The sequence below is a fragment of the Streptomonospora nanhaiensis genome (assembly GCF_013410565.1).
Classification (GTDB): Bacteria; Actinomycetota; Actinomycetes; order Streptosporangiales; family Streptosporangiaceae; genus Streptomonospora; species Streptomonospora nanhaiensis.
In genome coordinates, this window is the sequence record NZ_JACCFO010000001.1 from 3397203 (window position 1) to 3420673 (window position 23471).

The following is a 23471-nucleotide window of genomic DNA, read 5'->3' on the forward strand; positions in this document are numbered from 1 at the left end:
GGGCGCGGCCGAGGAGGGGACGCCCGGGGCGGGGCGGAGCCCGGGGCCACGGGCGGAGGCCCCGAGGCGGGACCGGACCGGGCCGGGACGCGGGCTCCGGGAGGGGCGGAGCCGGGGAGCCGGGCGTGTGCCGGATCTCGCTCAGGCACTGGACAAGACCACCGGGAATCGGGTTACCGTAGTTTAGGCAAACCTAACGGGTGCCTTCGTGACCACCGCCTCCTCCCCGGACGCCTCCACCGCTCCGGGAGACTGCCGAGGAACCATGCTGCTGGAGCAAGAACGCCGAGACGTGTGCCTGACCGCCCGCAGACTCGCCGACAGCGGGCTGGCCCAGCACGAGGGCGGCAGCGTCAGCGTCCGCAGCGGCGACTGGGTGGCCGTCACCCCGGCCGGGGTCCCCCTGGACCGCATCGAGCCCGCCGACTGCCCCGTCCTCTCGGTCGACGCCGGTGTGCTGGAGGGCCGCCGCGAGCCCTCCGCCGAGACCATCCTGCACACCGCCGTCTACCGCGCCACCGACGCCGCCGCCGTGGTGCAGGCCCACGGCCACCACGCCGCCGTCGTGGCCGCCGCCCTGGCCGAACTCCCGCCGGTGCACCACCGCGCCGCCCGCCTGGGCGGCGCCATCCCCGTCACCGACTACGCCACCTACGGCACCGGACAGCTCTCCGACCACCTGGTCAAGGCCCTCAAGGGCAAGCGGGCCGCCCTGCTGGCCAACCACGGGGGCGTGGCGATCGGCGCCGACGTCGACGAGGCGCTGGCCAACGCCCGGCTGCTGGAGTGGCTGTGCGGCGTCTACATCGGCGCGCGGGCGCTGGGCGGCCCCCGGATCCTCACCGAGGACGAGCTCGCCGCCGTCCGCGACCGCGACACCTACGGCTGGGGCGGACCCGACATCGTCTGAGGCGCGCGGCCGGGCCGTATACCCGCGCCCGCCCGCCTATGCGTCTCCCCCGGCCTCCGGTCGAGCGCGGCCGCCCGCCGCTCAGCCGGTGAGGGCGGCGCCCACGGCGAGCCCCGCCGTCAGCGCGGCCAGCCCCACCGCGATCGACACCGCGGCGTTGGCGAACGCGAGCCACCGGCGTCCCGTGCGCAGCAGCGCGAAGGTCTCGTAGCCGAACGCGGAGTAGGTGGACAGCCCGCCGAGCACGCCGGTGGCCACCAGCGCCGCCGCCCACTCGGGCAGGGTCAGCGCGGTGGCCGCGCCGAGCAGCAGGCACGCCACGGCGTTGACGGTGAGCGTGCCCCAAGGGAGCGCCGACCCGGTGAGGCGGCCCACGAAGCGGTCGGTGAGGTAGCGCAGTGGTGCGCCGATCGCGGCGCCCAGCGCCGCCAGGAGCACGGTCACGCCCGTCCCCCCGCGCCGTCGGCCGCCGGAGGCCGGCCCGGACTCCACAGCCGCTCGGCCGCCGCCGCGCCGGCCCACACCGCCGCCAGTCCGCCCACCAGGGTGGCAGCGAGGTAGCCCAGCGCCACCGGCACGGCGCCGGCGACCACCATCGCCAGCGCGTCGGCGGTGTGCGTGGAGAACGTGGTGAACCCGCCCAGCAGACCGGGGCCCGCGAACGGGCGCAGCAGGCGGGTGCGGGGGCGGCGGAGGGCGAGCACGGTCATCAGCACGCCCATGAGCAGGCAGCCGGTCCAGTTGACGGCCAGGGTGGACCACGCCCAGGCGCCCGGCTCGTGCGGCAGCAGCAGGTCGACGGCCGCGCGCGCCGCACCGCCGATCGCGCCGCCCGCCGCCACCGCGCCGACCTCGGCCCACGGCACGCCGGAGGCGGCGCGGGGCGCGGAGGTGGCGGGCATGGCGTCTCCCATCGCGGACGGTCGGCGCCGGGGCGCGGTGCTCCGGCTGCCGGACGGCGCCCGCGCGTTCCGCCGCCGCTCGGGCCCGTCGGCGCGGTGGCGATCATAGTCGCCGGGCACGCTGAGCCGCTGAGGGCGGGGGTGCGGCGGCGGGAAGGCCCAGCGGTGAGCGGGGGCCGACGGGGGGTGGCGGGGGCGCGGCCGGTGGCGGGGGTGGGCCGCGGGAGGCGGTGCCGGGGTGGGGCGGGCGGGGCCGGGCGCGGTACGGCGGGGTCAGCGCGCGATGTGCTCCATCAGCAGTTCGTTGACGCGGTCGGCGCGCTCGATGCCGACGAGATGCGCGGCACCCGTCACCGAGGCGAACCGGGCCGAGGGCAGCGCGGCGGCCAGGCGGCGGCCGTGGCCGGGCGGCAGCAGCGGGTCGTGGGCGGCGGCCACCACCAGGGCGGGCGCGCGGACACCACGCAGCTGGGCCCGCTGGTCGGCACCCGCCACCGCCGTGCACCAGCCCGCGAACCCGGCGGGGTCGAGCCGGGCGAAGTCGTCGGCCAGGCGCGTCACGACGTCGGGGCGGTCGTCGGCGAAGGAGGGCGTGAACCAGGGGCGCATCACCCCCTCGGCCACCGCCGCCATGCCACTGGAGCGGGCGCGCTCCGCGATCGCCGCCCAGGGCTGGGTGCGGGGCACGACGGCGGCTCCGGCGAGGTAGGCCAGGCGGCGCACGCGCTCGGGCCGCGCCGCGGCGATCCACGTGGCCAGGAGCCCGCCGAGCCCCGCAGCGACGATCGACAGGCGGTCCATCCCGCACTCGTCCAGCAGGGCGAGCACGTCGGCGCCGAGGTCGGCGAGCCGGTAGTCGCCGGCCGGGGCGGGCGAGGCGCCGTGGCCCCGGTGGTTGACCCGCAGCACCCGCAGCACGCGGGTGAGTTCGGGCATCTGGGGTTCCCACAGCGTCCACCGCACGCCCGGCGGCGCCAGCAGCAGCACGGCGGGTGCGTGCCGAGGTCCGTCAAAGCGGTAGTGGAGGGGAACGACGGCCATGCGCGACCTCCTGTGGTTCCGGGGCCAGCGTAGCGGTCACGGCGGTCCGCACCAGGGCTTTTGCCATGACCCGAACCCCGAGCGGTCCCCGAAGGGGGGTGAGATGGCTCTCGGGACGCCGCTCCGGCCGGACCGGGACGACGCGGCGGGAGCGAGGGAGGGAGCAGGCAGGCCGGGCGCGCTATCAACGGAACTGAAGGCGGGGCCTCGGGCTGCAACGGGGCGGCGACGGCACGGCACGGGTCCAGGGCTCGCGGTCATCGCTCCCGGTCGGCGGGGGTTGCGGTTGCGACGAGGCACCGAAGGCAGCGCCAGCCCGGGCACGCGAACAACGGAACCGGAGGCGGACGGCCGGGCCGCAACGGGCGCCGCAGGCGGGGCCGCCCCTTCCGGTCCATTCGCGCACGGGAGCCGACGTAGGCAAGGGCTCGGGGGCGAGAATCCGCATATCGTCTGCACATCCCGCTTCGTTATGAGCCAATTGCCCGCTTTGCGCTTTCAATCGGCTGTCTTGCGGCTGCCTTCAGGCCCGCAGGACGGGGCAATGTCCGAATGGTGAGACACTTCGGACCACCGAGACGACCGTTTGTCCCTAATGCCGCTTCCTGCGAGCGACGAGTCGGGGCCTGCGTCCACCCGGGCGACCGTGGAGCATAGATCGTCGCGAAAGAGGGCGTAATTGTCTCACTATTCGAGATTCCAGGGCCCTGTCGTCCTGGATGCCCTTTATGTGCACCGGAAGGTCGGCGAAGGCGGAGATCAGGCGGGCGGTTCGTGCCATCACGAGAGGGCGCCGAACGGACCATCAGAGGCGGCCGCGCCACCCGCACCCGGCTCGCCAGCCGCGTGCCCGGCTCCGCGCGGTCTCGCCGCCCGTCGCAGCCTCGGCCCCACTCACCAGGACCGGTGAACGCACGCCCCACCCGCGCGGCCGTCGCCGCCCCGACACAACCCCGGCCCTCGCCCACCAGAACCGATGAACGCACACCCCAACCCCCGCCGCCCTCACCACCCACCGCCCCGCGACCCCGTCGCCATCCCCGCCGCTGAACGGACCCGCCGTGATGGCCGCCGGTCCGACGGCGGCCCTCTCAGCGGCCGCGGCTGAGGAACACGTTGACGGTCGAACCCTCGGGCAGGCGGCCGGCCGCGGGTGGGTTGGTCGAGGCGACGCGGCCCTGGGGGACGTCGCTGGGCACGGTGACCTCGCCGACTTCGGCCCGCAGACCCGCGTCCTCCAGCGCCGCCACGGCCTCCTCCGGGTGGTGCCCGACCACATCGGGGATCTCGGCGCGGGCCTCCCGCTCGGCCTCCTGGGGGCGGCGCGCGCCTTCGCCGCCCTCGAAGCCGCGCGGCGGGCGCGGGAACCTCGTCTTGGGCAGGTCCTCGACCGCCTTCTCCATCGTCTCCTGCCAGATGGGGCCGGGCAGCGTGCCGCCGTACACCGTGGAGTGGAACCGCCCGCCGATCACCACGCTGCGCAGCGGGTGGCTGGTGGCGCCGCGGGGATCGCCCAGGGCGACCGCTCCCGCGAGGTCGGGCGTGAACCCGGCGAACCACGCCGCGGCGGCGTTGTCGGTGGTCCCGGTCTTGCCCGCCACCGGCCGGTCGATGGCCAGCCCCTCGGCGGTGCCGCCCGCCTTGAAGGGCTCGCGCAGGACGTGGGCGGTGGCGTCGGCGACCTCGCGCGGCAGCACGCGGGTGCAGGTGGGCGCCAGCCGGTCGGTGCCCACGCCGTCGGACACGGCGCTGACCGGGCGCGGCTCGCAGCGCACCCCGCGCGCCGCGAAGACCGCGTAGGCGCTCGCCACGGACAGCGGCGACACCTCCTGGTCGCCCAGGGTGAGGGAGTTCCACTCGGCCAGCGGCTCGCCGTCGGCGCGCTCCACGCCCAGGGTGCGCGCCATCTCGGCGGTCTCGCACAGCCCGACCTTTTTCTGCAGCTGCGCGAAGTAGGTGTTCACCGAGTGCCGCGTGCCCGAGAGCATGTCGTGCTCGCCCGAGGTGGAGTCGCCGTGGTTGCGCACGTACCAGGTGGGCAGCCGCTCCCCCGAGCACTTGCGCATCCCCTTGACGGTGGAGTAGCGGGGCGAGTCGAAGGACGTCTTGAAGCCCATGCCCGCCTTTAGCGCGGCGGCGATGGTGAACGCCTTGAACGTGGAGCCCGCCTGGAAGCCCGAGGAGCCGCCGTAGGCGGCGTCCACGGCGAAGTTCACCGACGTGGTGCCGGTCTTGCCGGAGTCGAACCCGTACTCGCGGTTCTGCGCCATCGCGCGGATCCCGCCCGTGGCCGGGTCGACCAGCACGTTCACCGCCACCTTGCCCGAGGGGTCGGTGGGCGGCACGAAGTCCTCCACGGCCTTCTGCGCCGCCTCCTGCATGCGCACGTCCAGCGTGGTGTGGATGGTCAGCCCGCCCCGCCGGACCCACTGGGCGCGCTCGCGGGCGTCCTCGCCCAGCCCCGGGTGGCCCTCGATCCAGGACAGCACGTGGGCGCAGAAGAAGGGGTACTCGCTGGTGTGGCAGCCGGGCGGGGTCGGCGGCGCCGACAGGTCGAGCCCGAGGCCGCGGCGCTGGGCCGCGCGCGCCTCCTCCTCGGTGATGGCTCCGGTGCGGGCCATGCTGGACAGCACGGTGTCGCGCCGGTCGCGCGCCTCCTCGGGGCGGCTGATGGGGTCGTAGAGCGCGGGGCCCTTGACCAGCCCGGCGAGCAGCGCGGCCTGCTCCAGGCTCAGCTCGTCGGCCGAGACGGAGAAGTAGCGCCGCGCCGCCCCCTCCACGCCGTAGACGCTGTTGCCGAAGTAGGAGATGTTCAGGTACCCCTCCAGGATCTCCCGCTTGGACATCCGCTCCTCGGCGCCGAGGGCGTAGCGCAGCTCGCGGACCTTGCGGCTCACGGTGACCTCGCGGGCGGCGGCCGCCTCGGTGGCGGAGCCGGCCGACTCCACGAGCACGTTCTTGACGTACTGCTGGGTGAGGGTGGACCCGCCCTGGGTGCTGCCCTGCGCGGTGCGCACGGCGGCGCGGAACACCGAGCGGAAGTCCACCCCGTTGTGCTCGTAGAACCGCTCGTCCTCGATGGCCACGATCGCGTCGAGCATCACCGGCGCGATGTCCTCGATCGCCACGGGGTCGCGCCGCTTGTCGCCGATCTCGGCGATGGTCGTGCCGTTGACGTCCACGAGCCGCGTGGGCTGGGCCGGCCGCAGCCGGTGGATGTCGGCCGGCAGGCCCAGGAACCCGCTGGCGCCGTCGCGCACGGTCAGCGCGAGCCCCCCGACCAGGGGCAGCACCAGGAGCGCCACCAGCACCCCGGCGATCGCGGAGAGGTAGGCCATCCGCCAAGCGGACGACGACCAGAACGACTTGTCCATCCGACCATGTCCTCAGCAGACAGGCGCGGGCGCTGCGGCCCCTGATCTCAGCACGGCACTCCGGGCACTACACAACGAATCAGCCCAATAACACACCGCCATTGCGAATCTAGGAGAAAACACCCAAACGGCCGGTCAACGCGGCCTCAGAACGGGTTATGGCTTCGCCGCCCGTCCGGCCGGGCGGGCGGCGCCGCCCGCCCGGCGGACCCCCGCCGACCGCTCTGCCCTGAGCAGATCTCCGCCCGGCAGAAACGCTGGCCCGCGGGGGGACCCGGCACCCAGGCTGGGGACGACGGGCCCGGACCGGCGCCACGAGGGCGCGCCGGCGGGCCGCACCCCGAGGAGGAGATGTGTTCCCAACGGCTCTGCGGGACCGGCCGCGGATGGCGCAGGCGGCCGAGGCGGCTCCCGCGCCCTTTGACGACCAGATCGCGCACCGGCTGCTGCACGGGCGCATGGTGGTCCTGGGCGCGCAGGTGGACGACGCGATCGCCAACCGGATCTGCGGGCAACTGCTGCTGCTCTCGGAGGAGGACCCCAAGCGCGACATCACGCTGATCATCAACAGCCCCGGCGGCTCGGTCACCGCCGGCATGGCGATCTACGACACCATGCCGTTCATCCCCAACGACGTCGCCACCCTGGTCATGGGGTTCGCCGGCAGCATGGGCCAGTTCCTGCTGTGCACGGGCGCCCCCGGCAAGCGCTTCAGCCTGCCCAACGCCCGCATCATGATGCACCAGCCCTCCGGCGGCATGGGCGGCACGGCCGCCGACATCGCGATCCAGGCCGAGAACCTGGCCTACACCAAGCGGCGGCTCCAGGAGCTGATCGCCGAGCACACCGGCCAGCCGGTGGAGCGGATCGCCGAGGACCAGCGGCGCGACCGCTGGTTCACCGCCGAGGAGGCCCGCGAGTACGGGTTCGTGGACCGGGTGGTGGAGAGCGTGGCCGAACTGGGCGGCGACACCGCCGACCGGTTCGGGTTCGGCACCCCCGCCGGTGTCGGCGCGGCGGGAGGGGAGCAGTGATGAGCCAGTACACCGTGCCCTACGTGGTGGAGCGCACGCCCACCGGGGAGCGCTCCTACGACGTCTTCAGCCGGCTGCTGTCGGAGCGGATCGTCTTCCTGGGCACCGCGATCGACGACGGGGTCGCCAACGTGGTGATGGCGCAACTGCTGCACCTGGACCACGAGAACAGCGACCGCGACATCCACCTCTACATCAACTCGCCGGGCGGCTCGACCTCGGCGCTGACCGCCATCTACGACACCATGCAGTTCGTACGCGCCGACGTGGCCACGGTCTGCATGGGCCAGGCGGCCTCGGCGGCGGCGGTCCTGCTGGCGGCGGGTGCGCCGGGCAAGCGCATGGCGCTGCGCCACGCGCGGGTGCTGCTGCACCAGCCCTCCAGCGAGGGCCAGGGCGAGGCGGCGGATTTGGAGATCCAGGCCGCCGAGGTGCTGCGGGTGCGCGCCGAGATCGAGGAGATCCTGTCGCTGCACACCGGCCAGACCGTGGAGCGGCTGCGCGAGGACACCGACCGGGACAAGATCTTCACCGCCGAGCAGGCCAAGGACTACGGCCTGGTCGACGGGCTGGTCACCAGCCGGGACCTGGTGCGGGCCGCCGCCTGACACGGCCCCGGGGCCGGGCGCCGCGGCGCCCGGCCGACCGGACCGGCCGGCCCTCCGGAGGGGGTCAGGCCGCCAGCGCCATGGCGCGCGGCGCCGTGTTGGGCACGGGTCCCACACGGCCCGCGGGCCGCCGCGCGGGGGCGGTGGTCAGCCGCAGCTGCATGTGGAGGTCGCCGACGAGGTCGACCAGTTGGAGCCCGAGCGCGCGGTACACCGCGGCCAGCACCTCGGATGAGGGCTCCTTGCGACCGCGCTCGATCTCGGAGAGGTAGGGCAGCGACACCTGGGCCGCCTCGGCGACGTCCTGCAGGGTCCGCCCCTGCTCCAGCCGCGCCCGGCGCAGGGTCGCCCCGATCAGGTCCCGCATCAGCGGCTCGCCCGCCCCACGGGGGGAGTCAGGACCGCCGTGACCGCCGTCCTCGCGCATAAGCCCTCCGGCACCGCTCGGCACACACCAACTGCCCCGACTCTACGGCGCCGCGCCCGCCCCGGGCCACGCGGAGGCCGGGCGCAACGGGTGTTTCCGCGCCGGGCGTAATGGGGGCGGGGACGGGGCGCCTGCCGGGGAGGTGGCGCGGACCCGCGGACCGGGAGGCGCCGCGCGGCAGGAAGGCGGCGGGCAACGCGAAAGCGCGAGGGCCGCCTCCGTGTCCCCCCTCAAAATCACGGATGCGGCCCTCGCTGGGAACGGTCGCTGACTCCTCCCCCCTGGAGTCGCGACCTGGGAAAGGTCTGTGTTGTGGGCGGGTGGGGGCCGGTGGGCTTCCCTCCCGCTCTGGTTCAGAGACTACCGACCCCCACCAGGGCGAACAACCCTCAGTCACGGCGAATTACTTAAAGTGATCGCCATTTCCGTTCCTGGTGCGCACCAAAGGCCCCGGACGGGTGCGGCGGCGCGGGCTCGCGGGGGGCCGGTGAGCGGGCGCGCGGAGCGGACATAGCCTGGGGGGGTGCGTTCTGTGTTGGTCACCCCGCGATGGATCGGGCTGCATCTGCTGGCGGTCCTCGCCGTCGCCGTGTGCCTTGGCATGGGCTACTGGCAGTTCGTCCGCGCCCAGGAGCCCGAGCGCGACCGCGTGACCAACCCCGTCGAGGAGCTGGCCGCCGCCCGGCCCATCGGCGAGGTCCTCCAGCCCGGCGCCTACATGCCCGAGGCCGAGGGCAACCAGGCGGTCACCGCCACCGGGGTCTACGACGCCGACGCCCGCCTGCTGGCGCCGGCGCTCTCCCCCGAGGGCGACCGCGGCTACTACGTGATCGTGCCGCTGGTCACCGCCGACGACACCGCGCTGACCGTCAGCCTGGGCTGGGTCCCCGAGGCGCGGGCCGACTCCCTCGACCGGCTGCCCGCCCCGCCCGAGGGCGAGGTCACCGTGACCGGCTGGCTGATGCCGCCCGACAAGGCCGAGGACGGCTACGTCCCCATGGAGACCCCCGACGGCTACGCCGCCCGGATCGCGCCCTCGGTGCTCGTCAACGAGTGGCCCTACCGCCTCTACGAGGGCTACGTCATCCGCGGCGCGCAGGACCCCGCCGACACCGGGGGCGGCGCGGGGCTGCGCGAGATCCCGCCGCCCGAGCCCCCGCAGGGCGTCGTGTGGAACTGGCGCAACGTGAGCTACGCCGCCCAGTGGGCCGTGTTCGGCGGCGCCGTGGTGGTCTTCTGGATCTCGCTGATGCGCCGCGAGGTGCAGGACCGGCGCGAGCGCGCGGCCGGAGCCGGCGACGGCGGCGGCCCCGGCGACGGTCCCGGAGGCGGCGGCGCTCCGCCGCGCCCCGGCGCGGACACCACCGGACCGGCCGCCGAGGCGGCCGAGGCCCCCGGCGATCAGGTCTCGGTGGCCCGGACCTCCTGAGCCGCCGCGCCGGTCCCGGCCGCGCCGGCGCGGCCGGCCTTCTCCGCCGTGGCCAGCCGGTGCTCGATGACCAGCCCGACGAAGGGGATGGTCCCGGCGAGCGCCACGCCCACGGTGCGCCCCGCGCTCCACCGCCGGCCCAGCGCCAGCCACAGCACCACCAGCACGTAGGCCATGTAGATGTAGCCGTGCGGGATGGCCACGATCGGCATCAGCACGGAGTCGTCGCCGAAGAACGTCTCCATGCCCGCCGGCGCGGACACCAGCGAGAACCGCGCGGTCTCGCCGATGAGGTACTTGGCGGGCATGGACACGAACGTGAGCAGGATCAGGAACACCCCGGTCACGTAGGCGAGGATCCGGTACAGCAGGAACGGCAGGCGGTTGTTGTCCACGGGGACACCTCGTCGGTCGGGCGGGCGCGGCGCGGGCGGCCCGCGTCCGCGTCGGCCGCGGGGCGCGGGCGGCCCGGACCCCGCGCGGTGCCGGGGCCGCGCCCGGGGGTCATGGGCGGTGGAAACGGGGGCCGGCCGGCGTGCCCGCGCGGCGGGCGCCGCGTACGTGCCGACGGCCCTGGTCCTGAGCCTAAACGCCGTGCCGAGCACCCGCGCCGCGGGGCGTGTCACACCGCGTCGGCCCAGGTGGGGGCCGGGGTCGGGGGGCGCGGAGGTGGCGCACCGCGCGCTCCGTAAGGCGGTCCCCCGCGCGCCCGCGGAGCCGCGCTCCGGCGCCCCCGCCCCCGCCCCCGCTGCCCGGGCCGCGGACGCCGCCCGGCGCTTGAACGGCCGCTACCGCTTGAGGGCCACCCGGGTGGGGCTCTTCCACCGGCCGTCGGACTTCGCGGTCCAGGCCATCGGCAGGGTGCGCAGGGTCAGGTAGGAGTCGATGATCCGCATCGGCAGGAAGAACAGGCCGTAGAGGAGGTAGCTGGGGCGGCGGCGCACCGTGGCCAGCACGCAGGTGAGGATGTAGTCGGGCACGAACAGGCCCACGGCGATCGTGGTCAGCGGCAGGACGGCGGTGACCGCCGTGTAGGCCGAGGCGTAGGCGCCGAACTCCAGCACGGCGCCGCCGGTGAGGGGCGGCAGCACGGCCAGGACGCCCATCGCCACGGTGGCCAGCAGCAGCACCGAGACGACCACGACCTCCAGGATGTAGAAGAACAGCGAGAACCAGAAGAGGCTGGGCCACACGCCGTGGCGCCGCACGGTCTGCCAGAAGCCGAGGGTCCAGCGCCGCACCTGCTTGACGTAGTCGCCCAGGGTGAAGGGGTCCTGGCAGTAGGCGCGGGTGTCGGGGCTCATGGAGATCCGGCCCAGGCGCTTGTGGTGGACCTCGAAGGTCATGTTGTAGTCCTCGATCACCAGCCCCTTGGGGTTGATGTCGATCCGGCGCAGGACGCTGCTGCGGTAGACGCTCGCGAAACCCGGCACGATCGGCGCGACGCTGGTGTGCCGCCAGGTCTGCCCGTACCGCAGCAGGTACTGGAGCAACCAGTACAGGCGGTCCCGGTACGCCGAAACCAGCCGTCCGATGACGGTGCGTTGCTTCGGCTTCCACTCGGCGACCACGAATCCGGCCACCGCCGCCACCGTCGGATCGCTGAGCTGCCTGCGCGCGCCCGCGACGTAGTTGGTGTCGAGTTCGGTGTCGGCGTCGAGGATGACCACTCCGTCATAGTTTTCGGTCAGCTCAAATTCCTCGATGACCGCCTCGATCGCACCCGCCTTGCCGCGGTTGGTCAGCAACTCCAGGACGTTCACACCGGTCTCGGCGGCGATGTCGGCGGTGGCGTCGTGGGAGCTGTCGGAGACCACGTAGATGTCCCACCGGTTGAACAGCCGCAGTGCCGAGGTGATGGCGGAGTCGATGACCGGTTCCTCGTTGTGGGCGGGGATCACCACGGCGAGGGAGATCTGGTCGGGGTCGGTGCGCCGCCGGCCCGCCGGCCCCGCGGGCGGCAGCGGCAGCGGCACGGTGCCGGGTGCGGAGCCGGCCAAGCCGCCGCCGGGGCCCCCGGGGCCGGCGGGGGCGCCCGGCCCGCCGGCGCCGGCGTGCGCGCGCACCAGCACGCGGTCGGCCGCGGCGCGGTCGCCGCCGCGCCCGCGCGGGCCTTGGGGGGCACGCGCCGGCGCTCCCGCCGCGGCCCGGCGGCTGATCAGGGCGCGCACGGAGTCGTCGCCGAGCCGGACCACGCCGACCAGGCTCCAGGCCAGCAGGTTGGCGCCGAAGGCCATCCACAGCAGCAGCGGCATGGGGGAGCCGGCGCCGCCGGAGTCGAGTACGAACCCGATCCACTGGAGGAAGAGGGTCACCGCCAGGGTCAGGGCGATCGCGGCCGCCAGCCAGCTTCCGATGAAACGTGCGGTACGCACGGGGGGTCCTCCTGTGAGGGGGTTTCGGGCCGACGCTAATCGCCAGCGGCTACACCGCTCGCTATTACGTGACGTTTCCGCTATGCCGGAAGTTGACAGAACTCGGCGACCTAACCAGGCCACCCGAATCGTTTGCATGGACTTGCCAAGCGGGGGCGCCGTTGATGCAATACCGGAAGGAGCAGGGCAGTACCTCCACAAGTACGTAGTTTCTTCGGATTTCTCGGGCCTTTCAACCGTTGCGCGAGAACCGGTCGCACCGCGGCCGGCGGCGCGGCGCGACCACAACAGAACCCCACCGTCACACCAGGCGGTCCGGCCCCGGCGAGCAGGGCCGACGCCGCGGAGTCCGCACGCACGACCGCCACCATTCGTGCCGGTCCCGCCCCGGAGAGGAACCGCAGTGCGCGTCGCCATGCACCAGCCGCACTACCTGCCGTGGCTCGGCCTCATCGACAAGGCCGACCGCAGCGACCTGTTCGTCGTTCTCGACCACGTGCAATACGAGCGCCGGGGATGGCAGAACCGCAACTACGTCGCCGCCAAGAACGGGGCCGTCCTGCTCACCGTTCCGGTAATACACGGCAACCGGGACGAACGAATACTGGACAAAACAATCAATAACAAACAAACATGGCGAGAAAAGCACCGAAGAACGCTTGACGAACACTGCTACCGCGGCGCCCCGTTCTGGACACGGTTCCGCGAGGACATTCTGCGCCCCTACACCGCCGAATGGGACCGCCTCGCCGACCTCGCCATGGCCACCACCCGCTTCGCCCTCGACGCCTTCGGAATCCGCACCCCGGTCGTGCTGTCGAGCGAACTCGGCGAGTTCCCCGGCCAGAAGAGCGAACTCCTCGCCCAGATCGCCGCGAAGGTCGGCGCCACCACGATGCTCTCCGGCGACGGCGCCCGCGACTACGTCGACCTGGAGGTCTTCCGCCGCCACGGCGTGGCGGTCGAGTGGCAGGGCTTCCGCCACCCCCGCTACCCCCAGCACAACCGCGCCGGGGCCGACTTCCTCCCGCGCATGGCCGCCCTGGACCTGCTGGTCAACGTCGGTCCGGCGGCCGGCCTGCGGCTGCTGCGCGAGGCCCGCGCCGGATCCGGGAGCGGCTAGCCCCCCGCGCCGCCGCGCCGCGCCCCGACGCCGCGCCGGCCGCGCCCGCGATCCCCCTCGCCCGGCCCTTCGGCGCCCCGTCCGCGCACCCCGCACCCCGCCGCCCTCCGCGCCCGCACCCCGGACCCCCACCCCGTCCGCCCGCACCCCGCACCCCGCCGGCCGGCGCGACCGCACAGCGCCGTGCCCGTTCCGTTCCCCCAACGCGAAAAGGACGCCGTCTATGTTCGACTGGTCCCAGCAGCGCCTCCTGGTCATCGCCCCCCACCCCGACGACGAGACCCTCGGCTGCGGCGGTCTCATGCACAAGGCCAAGGCCGCCGGAGCCCAGGTCTACGTCCAGTTCCTCACCGTGGGCGACACCGCCGACGTCTCCGACAAGGGGTTCTCCACCGCCAGCGAGCGCGTCGCCGAGGTCAAGGCGGTCGCCGACTACTTCCGGTGGGACGACTGGCACATCGCCTACCCCGGCGACGAGTTCCACCTGCGGCTGGACGCGCTGCCCCGGTTCGAACTCGCCAACACGATCGAGCACGCCAGTCCGCTCTCGATCGCCGCTGTCAAGCCCACCGTCGTGCTCGCCCCGCACCGCACCAGCTACAACCAGGACCACCAGGCGGCCGCCGAGGCGGTGCTGACCGCCCTGCGCCCCTCCGACGCGGGGCGCCGCCACCACCCCGGCCTCGTCCTGGCCTACGAGGAGGCCGCCGACCAGTGGCGCGACCAGGCCGTCTGCGCCCCCAACGCGCTGGTGGAGCTGACCGGCGCCGACGTCGACGCCAAGCTCGCCGGCATGCGCCTCTACGGCAGCCAGGTCCACGATCACCCGCACACGCGGTCGGAGCTCACACTGCGGAGCCTGGCCGTCCTGCGCGGGATGCAGGGCGGGGTCGCCTTCGCCGAGGGATACCACGCGATGCGCTGGCTGACCTGAACCCGTGTCGGGCCCGCCACCCGCCCAACCGCGAATTCCATGGAGCACCCTTCAGGAGGGGAAGTCACGTTGAAGGCCGTTGTGACCGGCGGAGCCGGATTCATCGGGTCGCACCTGTGCGACCACCTGATCGCCCAGGGGCACGAGGTCATCGCCCTGGACGACCTGTCGACCGGGTCCGAGTCCAACCTCGATCAGCTCAGCGGTAACCCCAACTTCGAACTGGTGAAGGGCTCGATCCTCGACAAGGCGCTGGTGGGCGCCGTCGTGGGCGAGGCCGACACCGTCTTCCACCTCGCCGCGGCCGTCGGCGTCCACACCATTGTGGACAAGCCGCTGGAGTCGCTGCGGGTCAACCTGCACGGCACCGAGAACGTGGTCGAGGCGGCCGTGCGCCGCGGCGCGCGCTACCTGGTGGCCTCCACCAGCGAGGTCTACGGCAAGAACGACGCCGACGGCCTCACCGAGGACGCCGACCGGATCCTCGGCTCGCCGCTGAAGAGCCGGTGGTCCTACGCCGCCGCCAAGGGCCTGGACGAACTGGTGGCCTACGTCCACGGCGGCGACTCCGGCCTGCCGTGCGTGATCACCCGGTTCTTCAACATCGTCGGCCCCCGCCAGACCGGCCGCTACGGCATGGTGGTGCCCCGGTTCGTGGAGCAGGCGCTGTGCGGCGAGCCGATCACCGTGCACGGCGACGGCACCCAGCGGCGCTGCTTCGGGTCGGTCTTCGACGTCGTCCCGGCGCTGCCGCTGCTGCTGGACACCCCGGCCGCCCACAACCGGGCGGTCAACCTCGGCGGCCTGGAGGAGGTCTCCGTCCTCGACCTCGCCGCGCGGGTGATCGAGCTGACGGGGTCCGCCAGCGAACTCCGGTTCGTCCCCTACGAGGAGGCCTACGGCGAGGGCTACGAGGACATGCGCCGCCGCATGCCCGACACCTCGCTGGCGGCCGAGCTCGTCGGCTACACGCCCACCCGCCGCCTGGACGACATCATCCTGTCCATCGTCGAGCACCACCGCACGGGCCTGCCCACCCCCCGCGCGGCCGTCGCCTGACCCTGACGCGCCGGGCCGGATTCCCGCTGTCCGGCCCCGCCCCGCGGACCGCCGCCGCTCTTCCACCTCTGCGCCCCGAAGAGCGGCACCGGCGCCCCCGGCCGCCCGGGTCCGCCCGGTCCTGCCCCCTAGCCCAGCAGGGCCCCCGCCGCCACCACGAGCGCCAGCGCGGCGGTGGCGGCGCTCAGCAGCACCAGCGCCCACGGCCGCGCGACCGGTGCGGGCGGGTTGCCCGTGGCGTCGTCGTGCAGGCCGTGCGCCGTGGCCCGCCAGCGCCGCCGCAGGTGGGCGATCAGCACCCCCACCGCCGCGACCACCGCCAGGACCGCGGCCAGCCGGTACAGCGGGTCCACCCCGCCGCCGACGGCGGGGTCCTCGAACGGGTCGCGCAGGTACAGCAGCGCCACGGCGACGAACACGATGACGGTGCGCTGCCAGGCGAGCAGCGTGCGCTCGGGCTGCAGACCGGAGTCGCGCGGTCCGGGGTGGCTCATGACCAGTAGTTCCCGAACAGCACGACCGCGCAGACCAGCGCCACGCCCACGGCGGTGATCACCGGCAGCGCGCTCATCGGCAGCGGCTGGTCGCGCCGCATGGCCTTCTGCACGCGGATCCAGCGCAGCGGGGCGTAGACGGTGATGACCACCGCCAGCCCGGTGAGGGAGAACCCCACCGCCAGCTTCGCCCCCGTGTGCCAGTCCAGCGGCACCAGGTGGAGGACCGCGACGGCGCCCGCGATCAGCGCGAGCGCGGTGCGGATCCAGGCGAGGAACGTGCGCTCGTTGGCCAGGGTGAAACGGTAGTCGGGCTCTGACCCCGGCGGGCCGCCGGGGTCGGGGCCGCGGTCGGCGTGGCGCGTGTGGTCCGCGATGTCGCGTGCTCCTTCGGTGGTGGGCCGGCCGGCCATCCCGTCCTCCCCCGCTGGTAAGCCGTCCTGTCCTTTCCGACACTAGTGAGGCGCGGGAATCAATCCCAAACAGGTGCAACCAGCGGATTTGCCGGGAAACCGGTCAGGGCGGGTCCGCGCGGCTGGTAGACAGGCCCGACGAGCGGTGTCCGCTGCCCGCGCGATGCTTGCGGAACAATTTCGCGGGCACGACCGCTCTAGGAGGAAAAAGCAGCCGACCCGTCACAGGAGACTTCGTGCCCACCATCGAACTCACCAAGGACAACTTCAACGACACCCTGAGCCAGAACGACTTCGTCCTCATCGACTTCTGGGCGTCCTGGTGCGGGCCGTGCCGGCAGTTCGCCCCGGTCTACGAGCAGGCATCGGAGAAGCACGGCGACCTCCTGTTCGCCAAGGTCGACACCGAGGACCAGCAGGAGCTGGCGGCCAGCTTCGACATCCAGTCGATCCCGACCCTGATGGTCGTGCGCGACGAGATCGTCATCTACGCCCAGCCCGGCGCGCTGCCGCAGGAGAGCCTGGAGGACCTGATCCGCCAGGCCCGCGAACTGGACATGGACGAGGTCCGCAAGGAGATCGCCAAGCAGCAGGCCGAGGCCGGCGGCCCGGCGGCCGAGTGACCCGGTCCCACTGACACCGCGGGGGCGCGCCGCAGGCGGCGCGCCCCCCGTGCGCGGGTGCGCCCGGCGCGGGCCGCGCGGGCGGCCGTCAGGCGGGCTCCGCCCGCACCAGGTACACCACGTCGGGCTCGCCCCGGCGGGCCGGGACCTCGATCGCGTCGACCGCCCCGAACCGGTCGCGCAGCAGTGCGGCGAACGCGGGCGCCCGCATGGCGCTCCAGAACGCCAGGGCGCCGCCGGGGCGCAGCAGCGCGCGCAGCCGCTCCAGCGCCTCGGGGCGGTACAGCCGCGCGTTGTCCTCGGTGACCGTCCAGTCGGGGCCGTTGTCGATGTCCAGGCAGACGGCGTCGAAGCGCGGCCCGCCCGGCTGGGCCGCGCGGGCCGTCCAGGCCACCAGGTCGGCGCACACCACCTCGCAGCGGGGGTCGTCCAGCGGGCGGCCGGAGGCCGCGCCCAGCGGCCCGCGGTGCCACTCCACGATCGCGGGTTCGAGTTCGACCACCCGCACGTGCGCAACGCGGGGGTCGTCCAGCGCCTCGCGCGCGGAGAAACCCACGCCCAGGCCGCCGATGAGCACGGAGGCCCCGGCGCGGCCGGCGGGGAGTCCCGCCAGGCAGGCGCGGACCATCTCGCGCTCGGAGGCGCCGTCGCGGGTGTCCATGAGGAACACCCCGTTGTCGATGATCTCCAGGTGGCCGCCCACGCGCCGCAGGACGAGGTCGCCCCCGGTCTCGCCGGTCACCCGCCCGACCACCTCGGCGACCGCCTCCTGCGCCACCGCTGCCCCCTTGTGTCCGATCCCGATGTCGCGGTTGCCGCGGAGACTACCGCGTGGGAAGGGCGGCCCGGCCCCGGCGCGGCGGGCTACCGCCCCATCCCGCGTCCGCCGCCGGCCGGACGCCGCTGGTCGGGACGCGCGGATTCCAGGGTCCCCCCGCCGGTCCGAGGCCCTTGTCCGGAGTCGAGGGCGTCCAGCGCGGCCGGGTCCATCGGCGCGAACGGCTCCTCGCGCAGGTACTTCCCCATGCGGCCCACCTTGAGGTTGACCGACCCCACCTCGACGTAGCCGCCCGGGCGCGGGGTGAAGAAGTCCCCGCGCTCGAACATCAGGATCAGGGGCGCGTAGGGATCCGGCAGGCGGGGAAGCGCGATCCCGGCCGCCTGCACCGCCCGGAAGTGCAGTGCCCGCCGGCACGTCTCCTTCATGGTGTCGTGGAGCCCCTGGTCGGCGAAGCCCTGCTCGGCGAGGGCGATGTCCTCGGCCGGGGCGCGGACGTCCGGGGCGAGAGCCTGGGGAAGGTCGGCGAACGGCCACAGGACGAGTTCGGGTTCCGCGATCTCGGGCCGCAGCCGGCCGACCTCCCGCGCCCACAGCGCGGCGCGGCGCAGGTACTCCCGCATGAGCAGGGTCTGCGCCCTTTCGCGCTCCGGCCGCGTGTCCCATGTGAGCTGCGCCAGGCGTTCCGCCAGTTGACGCGGTGTCTCGGTCACCGTCCGATCTCCCCCAGGATGTACTGCACCATGTCTTCCAGGTTGGACAAATCGTCCGCGATGAAGAAGTCCGGCCGCTGCACGCCGACCCGGTCGAACAGCCGGTAGGGGTCGGCACCGCGGTCGGCCGGAGCCAGGTCGTGCGCGCCCCGGTGCTCCGGGCTCGGGTTCTGGCTCAGGTCCATGCGGTAGTACTCGGGGTCGGCCGGACGGTAGGGCAGGCCCTCCTCCATCAGCCGGAGCTCGACCCCCTCGTGCTTGAGCAGCCGCAGGAACTCCGTGAGGGACGTGCTGTCCAGACTACCGTTCGTGGCGTCCGTCCACAGGCGCCCGATGCTGATCATGGGCGTGAACAGCCCTCTCTTCCACACGTTCGGGCCGAGCGTGCCGTCGTGCTCGGTGTAGAAGAGGTGGTTCTTGATGCGGTCGAGCCAGGCCTGGTCCACCCCGGTGTTCTGGGCGATCTGCTCGGTGTCGTCGGTCCTCGCCCGGATCTCCGCGTACTGCCGCTCGGCGAGCTCGCTTTCGGGGGCGTCCAGGAACGTGTTGCCCTCGTCGTCGTGCCAGCGGAGGAGTTCGTCGATGTGGCCCCGGTTGACCCGGGGATTGAACTTGGAGCTGGTCTCGTCGATGTACCCGGGACCGGGCTGCTGCCTCGACTCCTCGTGGGCGATCCGGATGACCTCGTCGCGCGGGAGGTCGCCCGCGGGCGGAACGTCGGCGTAGGGATCCCCCGGAACACCGTCCGTCCCGTCGATGCCGCCCAGGCGGGGGCGGGGGGACGGGGCGGGGTCGGCCGGGTCGGGGGCGTCCTGGTCGCCCGGTGCGTCGGAGTCGTCGTCGCCGCGCGGGGTGTCGGGGTCGTCGGGGTCCGGCGCGTCGTTGTCGACCGGGTCCGTGTCGAAGGTGTCGGCGGCGGGGGTGTCCCGGCCCGGGGTGTCCGGGTCGGGGACGTCCGTGTCCACCGGGTCGGGGTCGGGGGTGTCGTCGCCGAGGTCGCCCAGCGGCGCGGGCCGGTCGCCGGACGGGGTGTGGCGGTCGGGCGTGGTGTCGGGGCCGCCGGTGGTGTCGGCCGGTGCGTCGAAGTCGGCGGTCAGCCGCGTGGGGGTGTCGACGTCGACCGCCGGGGTGGTGTCGGGTGCGTCGTAGGTCCTGTTCAGCGCCGTGGGCTGGACGCCGCCCTGCGGCGAGCTGCCGCCGCCTCCGGGGACGTCGTTGCCCGCCGGGTCCACGGGGGTGGGGTTGTCGGCGAAGTCGGCGGCGTCGTCCAGCGCGTTGTCGAGCCCGTCCAGGCGGCTCGGGTCGATCTCCAGGCCGTCCAGGGCCTCCTGCAGGCCGCTGGTGGAGGGCCGGTCGCCGATCCCGTCCAGGCCCGGCATGGTGTCGGCGTTGATGCGCGAGGGGGTGTCGGGGCTGTCGGTGTCGGGGGCGTCGGGGTTGTCGCCCCTGCCGCCGACGGCGCGGGACCCGCGCGCCAGCGCCTTGAAGACCCCCGCACCGCCCAGGAACATGCTCCCGACGTTCAACGCGCCCTGCGTGATCACATAGCCCGGACGATCGCCCCACTCCCGCCACGGCACGACCGCGTGCGCGAACTCCGTCCACCCGCTGGAGAAGTTGCCCCACCACTCACCGAAGGAGCCCACCCCCCAGCCGTCCTCCCCATAGACCCCCACCAGGCTCCCCAGACCCGCCAGCGTGTCACCCCAGTTGCCCGCGAGATTGCTCCCCCACTCACTCCACGAACCGACACCCCACCCGTTCTCGCCGTAGAGGCCGACCATCGCCCCCAGATCCTCGGCGATCCCCACACCGAAATCCGCCACCCCGTTCCACACGTCCTCATACCAGGGCGCGTCATGCTCCTGCGGCGTGGCCCAGGGGGTCTCGACGTTCTCGGGGGCCTCGGTGTAGCCGTACGCCCGCTGGTTGGGGCCGACCGCCCCCTCCTCGCCGGGAGCGGTGGCCACGAACGTGGTGCCGCCGAAGTGCCGGGTGATCGCGTTGGCGCACTCCCGCTCGGCCTCCTGGTAATCGTGCAGGGCGGCCAGGATGTTGTTGTTGAGGGTGTCGAGGTCGTTGATGTTGTCCTCGTCCTCGCGCCAGTCCTCGTCACCCTGGATGCGGGTCTGGAACTCCTGGGCGTCGGCCTTCAGCGTCTCCAGGCGGCCCTTGATCTCCTCGGCGCGGTCGGCGAAGGTCAGCAGGGCGTCGCCCACCACCGTGACGGCGTTCTTGAACTCCCCGCCCTTGGTCGGCACCTCGTTCAGCGCGTTGAGCAGGATGTCCTGCTCGGGCGCCACGTAGATTCCCTCAAGGCCGTTCCACGCGGACCTGATGTCGTCGCCGGCGCCCTGAATGGAGGTTCCGTCGCCTTTCAGGGGCATCGCCCGCCCGCCGCAGGTTCTCGGGGTGCACCTGCGGAATCGGCACGTCCTCCGGCCGGATCACGTCGTCGCTCAAAACGCCACCGCCCGTTGTCGCGTCCCTTTTGAGCTGATTGCCCGGCCGCCGAATGGAGATCATCACCCCGGGACGGAAACCCGGACCAAGATCGCCAATGCGGCCATGGGCAAGACGCCTCCAGGCAACCACACGGAAAAGGAGCGCACATCACCCTGTCCGTTTCCGGTCACTTCAGCGAGAAACGAAAAGCCCCACCGAATCCAGGAACCACGATCGATTTTCCCCACGCGAAAAAACGCGCCCATGGAAACGCTTTCTCATGGGGATCCGCGCGCCCGTTCCCGCCACCGCCGCCGAACACCGCATCCCCCGGCCGCCCCCGCGACCAACACGCAGCCGCCGAGGGAGGCCGCACCGTAGCTTGGGAGCACTCCCACACTTTTCCAGCGGAACTACCTCGGCAAACGCACCATAGACACCGAACGCGATCAATAGAATCCAGAGCGTACAACCGCCTCAGTCGGTCGATGAGAGTAGGTACGCGGATGGACGCGTTCACACTGCCCGACTTCTACCTGTCGCATCCCGCCCGCATCAATCCGAACGTGGAGCGTGCCCGTCGGCACACCATGGCGTGGGCGCGCGACATGGGGATGCTCGACACCCCCTCACCCAGAGGCGGCCTGGTGTGGGACGAACCCGCGCTCGCGGCCATGGACTACGCGCTGATGTGCGCCTACACCCATCCCGACTGCGACGGCCCCATGCTCGACCTGATCACCGACTGGTACGTCTGGGTCTTCTTCTTCGACGACGACTTCCTGGAGGAGTTCAAGTACTCCCGCGACCTCAAGGGCGGGCAGGCCTACCTCGACCGCCTCGAACTCTTCATGACCGACGACGGCCAGGACGCCCCTGAGCCCGAGAACGCCGCCGAACGCGGCCTCGACGACCTCTGGCGGCGCACCGTGCCCCTGATGTCGGCCGACTGGCGGCGCCGGTTCCGCGCCAGCACCCACTTCCTCATGGTCGAGTCCATGTGGGAACTGGACAACATCCAGCGCCAACGGATCGCCAACCCCATCGAGTACATCCAGATGCGCCGCCGCGTGGGCGGCGCCCCCTGGTCGGCCAACCTCGTCGAGGTCGCCGCCGGCGCCGAGATCCCCGCCGAGGTCGCCGCCACCCGCCCCGTCAAGGTCCTCACCGACACCTTCGCCGACGCCGTCCACCTGCGCAACGACCTGTTCTCCTACCAGCGCGAGGTCCGCGAGGAGGGCGAGAACTCCAACGCCGTCCTGGTGTTCGAGCGGTTCTTCGACTGCTCCACCCAGCAGGCCGCCGAGATGGTCAACGACCTGCTCACCTCCCGGCTGCTGCAGTTCGAGGACACCGCCCTGGTCGAGATCCCCGCCATGCTCGCCGACCACGCCGTGCCGCCGCCCGGCCAGGCCGACGTCGCCGCCTACACCAAGGGCCTGCAGGACTGGCAGGCCGGCGGGCACGAGTGGCACGCACGCTCCAGCCGGTACATGAACCAGGGCGCCGCCACCCGCTCCGGCGGCCTGCACGGCCCCACCGGCCTGGGCACCTCGGCCGGCCGGCCGGTCTTCACCTCCATCGGCCCCGGCGCGCGCCGCCGCGCCCGCCAGCACTCCCAGCCGGTGTGCCCGCCGGTGGGGCACCTGGACCTCCCGCCGCTGCACATCCCCTTCGAGGTCCGCCTCAGCCCCCACCAGGACACCGCCCGCCGTGCCTCCCGCGAGTGGGCGCGCGCCATGGGCATGATCACGCCCACCCCGCCCGCGGGCCTCGACGGCGTGTGGGACGACGACGAGTTCACCGCCATGGACCTCGCCTTCTGCGCGGCCCGGATCGCCCCCGACGGCGACCTCGACGGCGTCACCCTGGCCGCCCTGTGGCTCACCTGGGGCACCTACGGCGACGACGCCTACCCCCGGGTCTTCGGCGCCACCCGCAACCTCGGCGCGGCCAAGGCGCTCACCGACCGGCTGCCCGCCTTCATGCCGCTGGACATGGGAGCGGTCCCCGAGCCCGCCAACGCCGTCGAACGCGGCCTGGCCGACCTCTGGCGGCGCACCGCCGCGCCCATGCCCACGGCCGCCCGGCAGAGCTTCCGCACCGCCGTCGAGGAGATGACCACCAGCTGGCTGTGGGAGCTGGGCAACCAGGCCGCCAACCGGGTGCCCGATCCGGTCGACTACCTCGAGATGCGCCGCCGCACCTTCGGCTCGGACATGACCATCAGCCTGTCGCGGCTGGCCCACTACGAGGAGGTCCCCGAGGGCGTCTACCAGACCCGCACCCTGCGCGAACTCGAGACCGCCGCGCAGGACGCCGCCTGCTACCTCAACGACCTGTACTCATACCAGAAGGAGATCGAGTTCGAGGGCGAGGTCCACAACATGGTGCTGGTGATCGAGAACTTCCTCGACGTCGACCGCCACACCGCCCGCGACATCGTCGTGGACCTCATCCGGGTGCGCGTGGAGCAGTTCGAGCACATCCTCGCCACCGGCCTGCCCGACCTGTTCGAGCAGTGGGAGCTGGACGACAACGCCCGCCGCGTGGTCACCGCCCACGCCGAGCACCTCAAGGAGTGGATGTCGGGCATCCTCGCCTGGCACGACGAGGTCGCCCGCTACCGCGAGGACTGGCTGCGCGCCAAGCACCGGCCGCAGGCGCCCTCCGGGTTCTGGTGGCGGCCCACCGGCCTGGGCACGTCGGCGGCGCGCCTGGCGCCGGCCGCCACCACCTAGCACCCGCCCGGCCGCCGGCACCGGCGGCCCGGGCGGTGCCTCGCGCAC

General features: G+C 73.3%; 21 protein-coding genes. 9 read left to right on the forward strand and 12 right to left on the reverse strand.

The features are described 5' to 3' along the window. Nucleotides 1-265: 265 nt before the first annotated feature. Nucleotides 266-910, forward strand: coding sequence for a class II aldolase/adducin family protein (locus HNR12_RS14720; RefSeq protein WP_179768024.1), 645 nt, complete (start codon nucleotides 266-268; stop codon nucleotides 908-910). Nucleotides 911-991: 81 nt separating this feature from the next. On the opposite strand, the gene HNR12_RS14725 is transcribed toward HNR12_RS14720, so the two are convergent. From HNR12_RS14725 to HNR12_RS14740, 4 genes are all read right to left on the reverse strand, one after another. Continuing rightward, nucleotides 992-1354 (reverse strand): fluoride efflux transporter FluC, encoded by a 363-nt coding sequence (locus HNR12_RS14725; RefSeq protein ID WP_179768025.1) that lies wholly within the window; start codon nucleotides 1352-1354, stop codon nucleotides 992-994. Continuing rightward, complete coding sequence (locus tag HNR12_RS14730) at nucleotides 1351-1812, reverse strand: fluoride efflux transporter FluC (RefSeq protein ID WP_246425087.1); 462 nt, start codon at nucleotides 1810-1812, stop codon at nucleotides 1351-1353. Before HNR12_RS14730 ends, HNR12_RS14725 begins: the two co-directional genes overlap by 4 nt. A gap of 273 nt (nucleotides 1813-2085) precedes the next feature. Next, nucleotides 2086-2853 carry an alpha/beta fold hydrolase gene (locus HNR12_RS14735; RefSeq protein WP_179768027.1) on the reverse strand — a complete coding sequence of 256 codons (768 nt, stop codon included), beginning with the start codon at nucleotides 2851-2853 and terminating at the stop codon, nucleotides 2086-2088. Nucleotides 2854-3944: 1091 nt separating this feature from the next. Next, nucleotides 3945-6227 (reverse strand): penicillin-binding protein, encoded by a 2283-nt coding sequence (locus tag HNR12_RS14740; RefSeq protein WP_179768028.1) that lies wholly within the window; start codon nucleotides 6225-6227, stop codon nucleotides 3945-3947. Nucleotides 6228-6613: 386 nt separating this feature from the next. Between HNR12_RS14740 and HNR12_RS14745 the strand changes: the two genes are divergently transcribed. Further along, nucleotides 6614-7261 carry a ClpP family protease gene (locus HNR12_RS14745; protein WP_179770622.1) on the forward strand — a complete coding sequence of 216 codons (648 nt, stop codon included), beginning with the start codon at nucleotides 6614-6616 and terminating at the stop codon, nucleotides 7259-7261. Next, a complete protein-coding gene (locus HNR12_RS14750) occupies nucleotides 7261-7869 on the forward strand; it encodes an ATP-dependent Clp protease proteolytic subunit (RefSeq protein ID WP_179768029.1) in 609 nt (202 codons plus the stop codon). The genes HNR12_RS14745 and HNR12_RS14750 overlap by 1 nt, the downstream gene beginning before the upstream one ends. Before the next feature lie 64 nt (nucleotides 7870-7933). On the opposite strand, the gene HNR12_RS29170 is transcribed toward HNR12_RS14750, so the two are convergent. Next, nucleotides 7934-8296: a helix-turn-helix domain-containing protein gene (locus tag HNR12_RS29170; protein WP_274613986.1), complete on the reverse strand. Its 363-nt coding sequence runs from the start codon at nucleotides 8294-8296 to the stop codon at nucleotides 7934-7936. 523 nt (nucleotides 8297-8819) lie between these two features. Between HNR12_RS29170 and HNR12_RS14760 the strand changes: the two genes are divergently transcribed. After that, entirely contained in the window at nucleotides 8820-9725 is a 906-nt protein-coding gene (locus HNR12_RS14760; protein WP_179768030.1) for an SURF1 family protein, read from the forward strand. Here the strand turns inward: HNR12_RS14760 and HNR12_RS14765 are convergent. Continuing rightward, complete coding sequence (locus tag HNR12_RS14765; protein WP_179768031.1) at nucleotides 9698-10120, reverse strand: DUF3817 domain-containing protein; 423 nt, start codon at nucleotides 10118-10120, stop codon at nucleotides 9698-9700. The two genes, HNR12_RS14760 and HNR12_RS14765, sit on opposite strands and share 28 nt — an antisense overlap. Before the next feature lie 393 nt (nucleotides 10121-10513). After that, nucleotides 10514-12100 carry a glycosyltransferase family 2 protein gene (locus HNR12_RS14770; protein ID WP_179768032.1) on the reverse strand — a complete coding sequence of 529 codons (1587 nt, stop codon included), beginning with the start codon at nucleotides 12098-12100 and terminating at the stop codon, nucleotides 10514-10516. Between the two features lie 403 nt (nucleotides 12101-12503). Here HNR12_RS14770 and HNR12_RS14775 point away from each other — a divergent pair, with 403 nt between their 5' ends. From HNR12_RS14775 to HNR12_RS14785, 3 genes are all read left to right on the forward strand, one after another. After that, a complete protein-coding gene (locus HNR12_RS14775; protein WP_308251307.1) occupies nucleotides 12504-13223 on the forward strand; it encodes a WbqC family protein in 720 nt (239 codons plus the stop codon). Nucleotides 13224-13446: 223 nt separating this feature from the next. Next, nucleotides 13447-14157 (forward strand): PIG-L deacetylase family protein, encoded by a 711-nt coding sequence (locus HNR12_RS14780; protein ID WP_179768033.1) that lies wholly within the window; start codon nucleotides 13447-13449, stop codon nucleotides 14155-14157. Nucleotides 14158-14226: 69 nt separating this feature from the next. Further along, nucleotides 14227-15216, forward strand: a complete 990-nt coding sequence (locus tag HNR12_RS14785; protein ID WP_179768034.1) for an NAD-dependent epimerase/dehydratase family protein — start codon at nucleotides 14227-14229, stop codon at nucleotides 15214-15216. A 128-nt stretch (nucleotides 15217-15344) separates the two neighbouring features. Here HNR12_RS14785 and HNR12_RS14790 read toward each other — a convergent pair whose 3' ends face one another. Together HNR12_RS14790 and HNR12_RS14795 are read right to left on the reverse strand one after the other, a co-directional pair. Next, nucleotides 15345-15710, reverse strand: a complete 366-nt coding sequence (locus tag HNR12_RS14790) for a DUF202 domain-containing protein (RefSeq protein WP_179768035.1) — start codon at nucleotides 15708-15710, stop codon at nucleotides 15345-15347. After that, a complete protein-coding gene (locus tag HNR12_RS14795; RefSeq protein ID WP_179768036.1) occupies nucleotides 15707-16123 on the reverse strand; it encodes a YidH family protein in 417 nt (138 codons plus the stop codon). Before HNR12_RS14795 ends, HNR12_RS14790 begins: the two co-directional genes overlap by 4 nt. 236 nt (nucleotides 16124-16359) lie before the next feature. Here HNR12_RS14795 and trxA point away from each other — a divergent pair, with 236 nt between their 5' ends. Continuing rightward, nucleotides 16360-16746 carry a thioredoxin gene (gene trxA, locus HNR12_RS14800; RefSeq protein ID WP_179768037.1) on the forward strand — a complete coding sequence of 129 codons (387 nt, stop codon included), beginning with the start codon at nucleotides 16360-16362 and terminating at the stop codon, nucleotides 16744-16746. Nucleotides 16747-16834: 88 nt separating this feature from the next. Here the strand turns inward: trxA and HNR12_RS28480 are convergent, their stop codons facing one another. From HNR12_RS28480 to HNR12_RS14815, 3 genes are all read right to left on the reverse strand, one after another. After that, entirely contained in the window at nucleotides 16835-17524 is a 690-nt protein-coding gene (locus HNR12_RS28480) for a spermine/spermidine synthase domain-containing protein (RefSeq protein WP_179768038.1), read from the reverse strand. An 86-nt stretch (nucleotides 17525-17610) separates the two neighbouring features. Further along, the gene (locus HNR12_RS28485) at nucleotides 17611-18237 is read right to left on the reverse strand and encodes a hypothetical protein (protein WP_179768039.1); all 627 of its coding nucleotides are present in this window, start codon (nucleotides 18235-18237) and stop codon (nucleotides 17611-17613) included. Next, complete coding sequence (locus HNR12_RS14815; protein ID WP_179768040.1) at nucleotides 18234-20624, reverse strand: hypothetical protein; 2391 nt, start codon at nucleotides 20622-20624, stop codon at nucleotides 18234-18236. The genes HNR12_RS28485 and HNR12_RS14815 overlap by 4 nt, the downstream gene beginning before the upstream one ends. A 564-nt stretch (nucleotides 20625-21188) precedes the next feature. On the opposite strand from HNR12_RS14815, the gene HNR12_RS14820 reads away from it, so the two are divergent. Beyond that, entirely contained in the window at nucleotides 21189-23423 is a 2235-nt protein-coding gene (locus HNR12_RS14820) for a terpene synthase family protein (protein ID WP_179768041.1), read from the forward strand. Nucleotides 23424-23471 lie beyond the last annotated feature (48 nt).

Coding starts and splice junctions, on each gene's coding strand:
- HNR12_RS14720 (WP_179768024.1), top strand. CDS start 266: ATGCTGCTGGAGCAAGAACGCCGAGACGTGTGCCTGACCGCCCGCAGA.
- HNR12_RS14730 (WP_246425087.1), bottom strand. CDS start 1,812: ATGCCCGCCACCTCCGCGCCCCGCGCCGCCTCCGGCGTGCCGTGGGCC.
- HNR12_RS14735 (WP_179768027.1), bottom strand. CDS start 2,853: ATGGCCGTCGTTCCCCTCCACTACCGCTTTGACGGACCTCGGCACGCA.
- HNR12_RS14740 (WP_179768028.1), bottom strand. CDS start 6,227: ATGGACAAGTCGTTCTGGTCGTCGTCCGCTTGGCGGATGGCCTACCTC.
- HNR12_RS14745 (WP_179770622.1), top strand. CDS start 6,614: ATGGCGCAGGCGGCCGAGGCGGCTCCCGCGCCCTTTGACGACCAGATC.
- HNR12_RS14750 (WP_179768029.1), top strand. CDS start 7,261: ATGAGCCAGTACACCGTGCCCTACGTGGTGGAGCGCACGCCCACCGGG.
- HNR12_RS29170 (WP_274613986.1), bottom strand. CDS start 8,296: ATGCGCGAGGACGGCGGTCACGGCGGTCCTGACTCCCCCCGTGGGGCG.
- HNR12_RS14780 (WP_179768033.1), top strand. CDS start 13,447: ATGTTCGACTGGTCCCAGCAGCGCCTCCTGGTCATCGCCCCCCACCCC.
- HNR12_RS14790 (WP_179768035.1), bottom strand. CDS start 15,710: ATGAGCCACCCCGGACCGCGCGACTCCGGTCTGCAGCCCGAGCGCACG.
- HNR12_RS14795 (WP_179768036.1), bottom strand. CDS start 16,123: ATGGCCGGCCGGCCCACCACCGAAGGAGCACGCGACATCGCGGACCAC.
- HNR12_RS14815 (WP_179768040.1), bottom strand. CDS start 20,624: ATGCCCCTGAAAGGCGACGGAACCTCCATTCAGGGCGCCGGCGACGAC.
- HNR12_RS14820 (WP_179768041.1), top strand. CDS start 21,189: ATGGACGCGTTCACACTGCCCGACTTCTACCTGTCGCATCCCGCCCGC.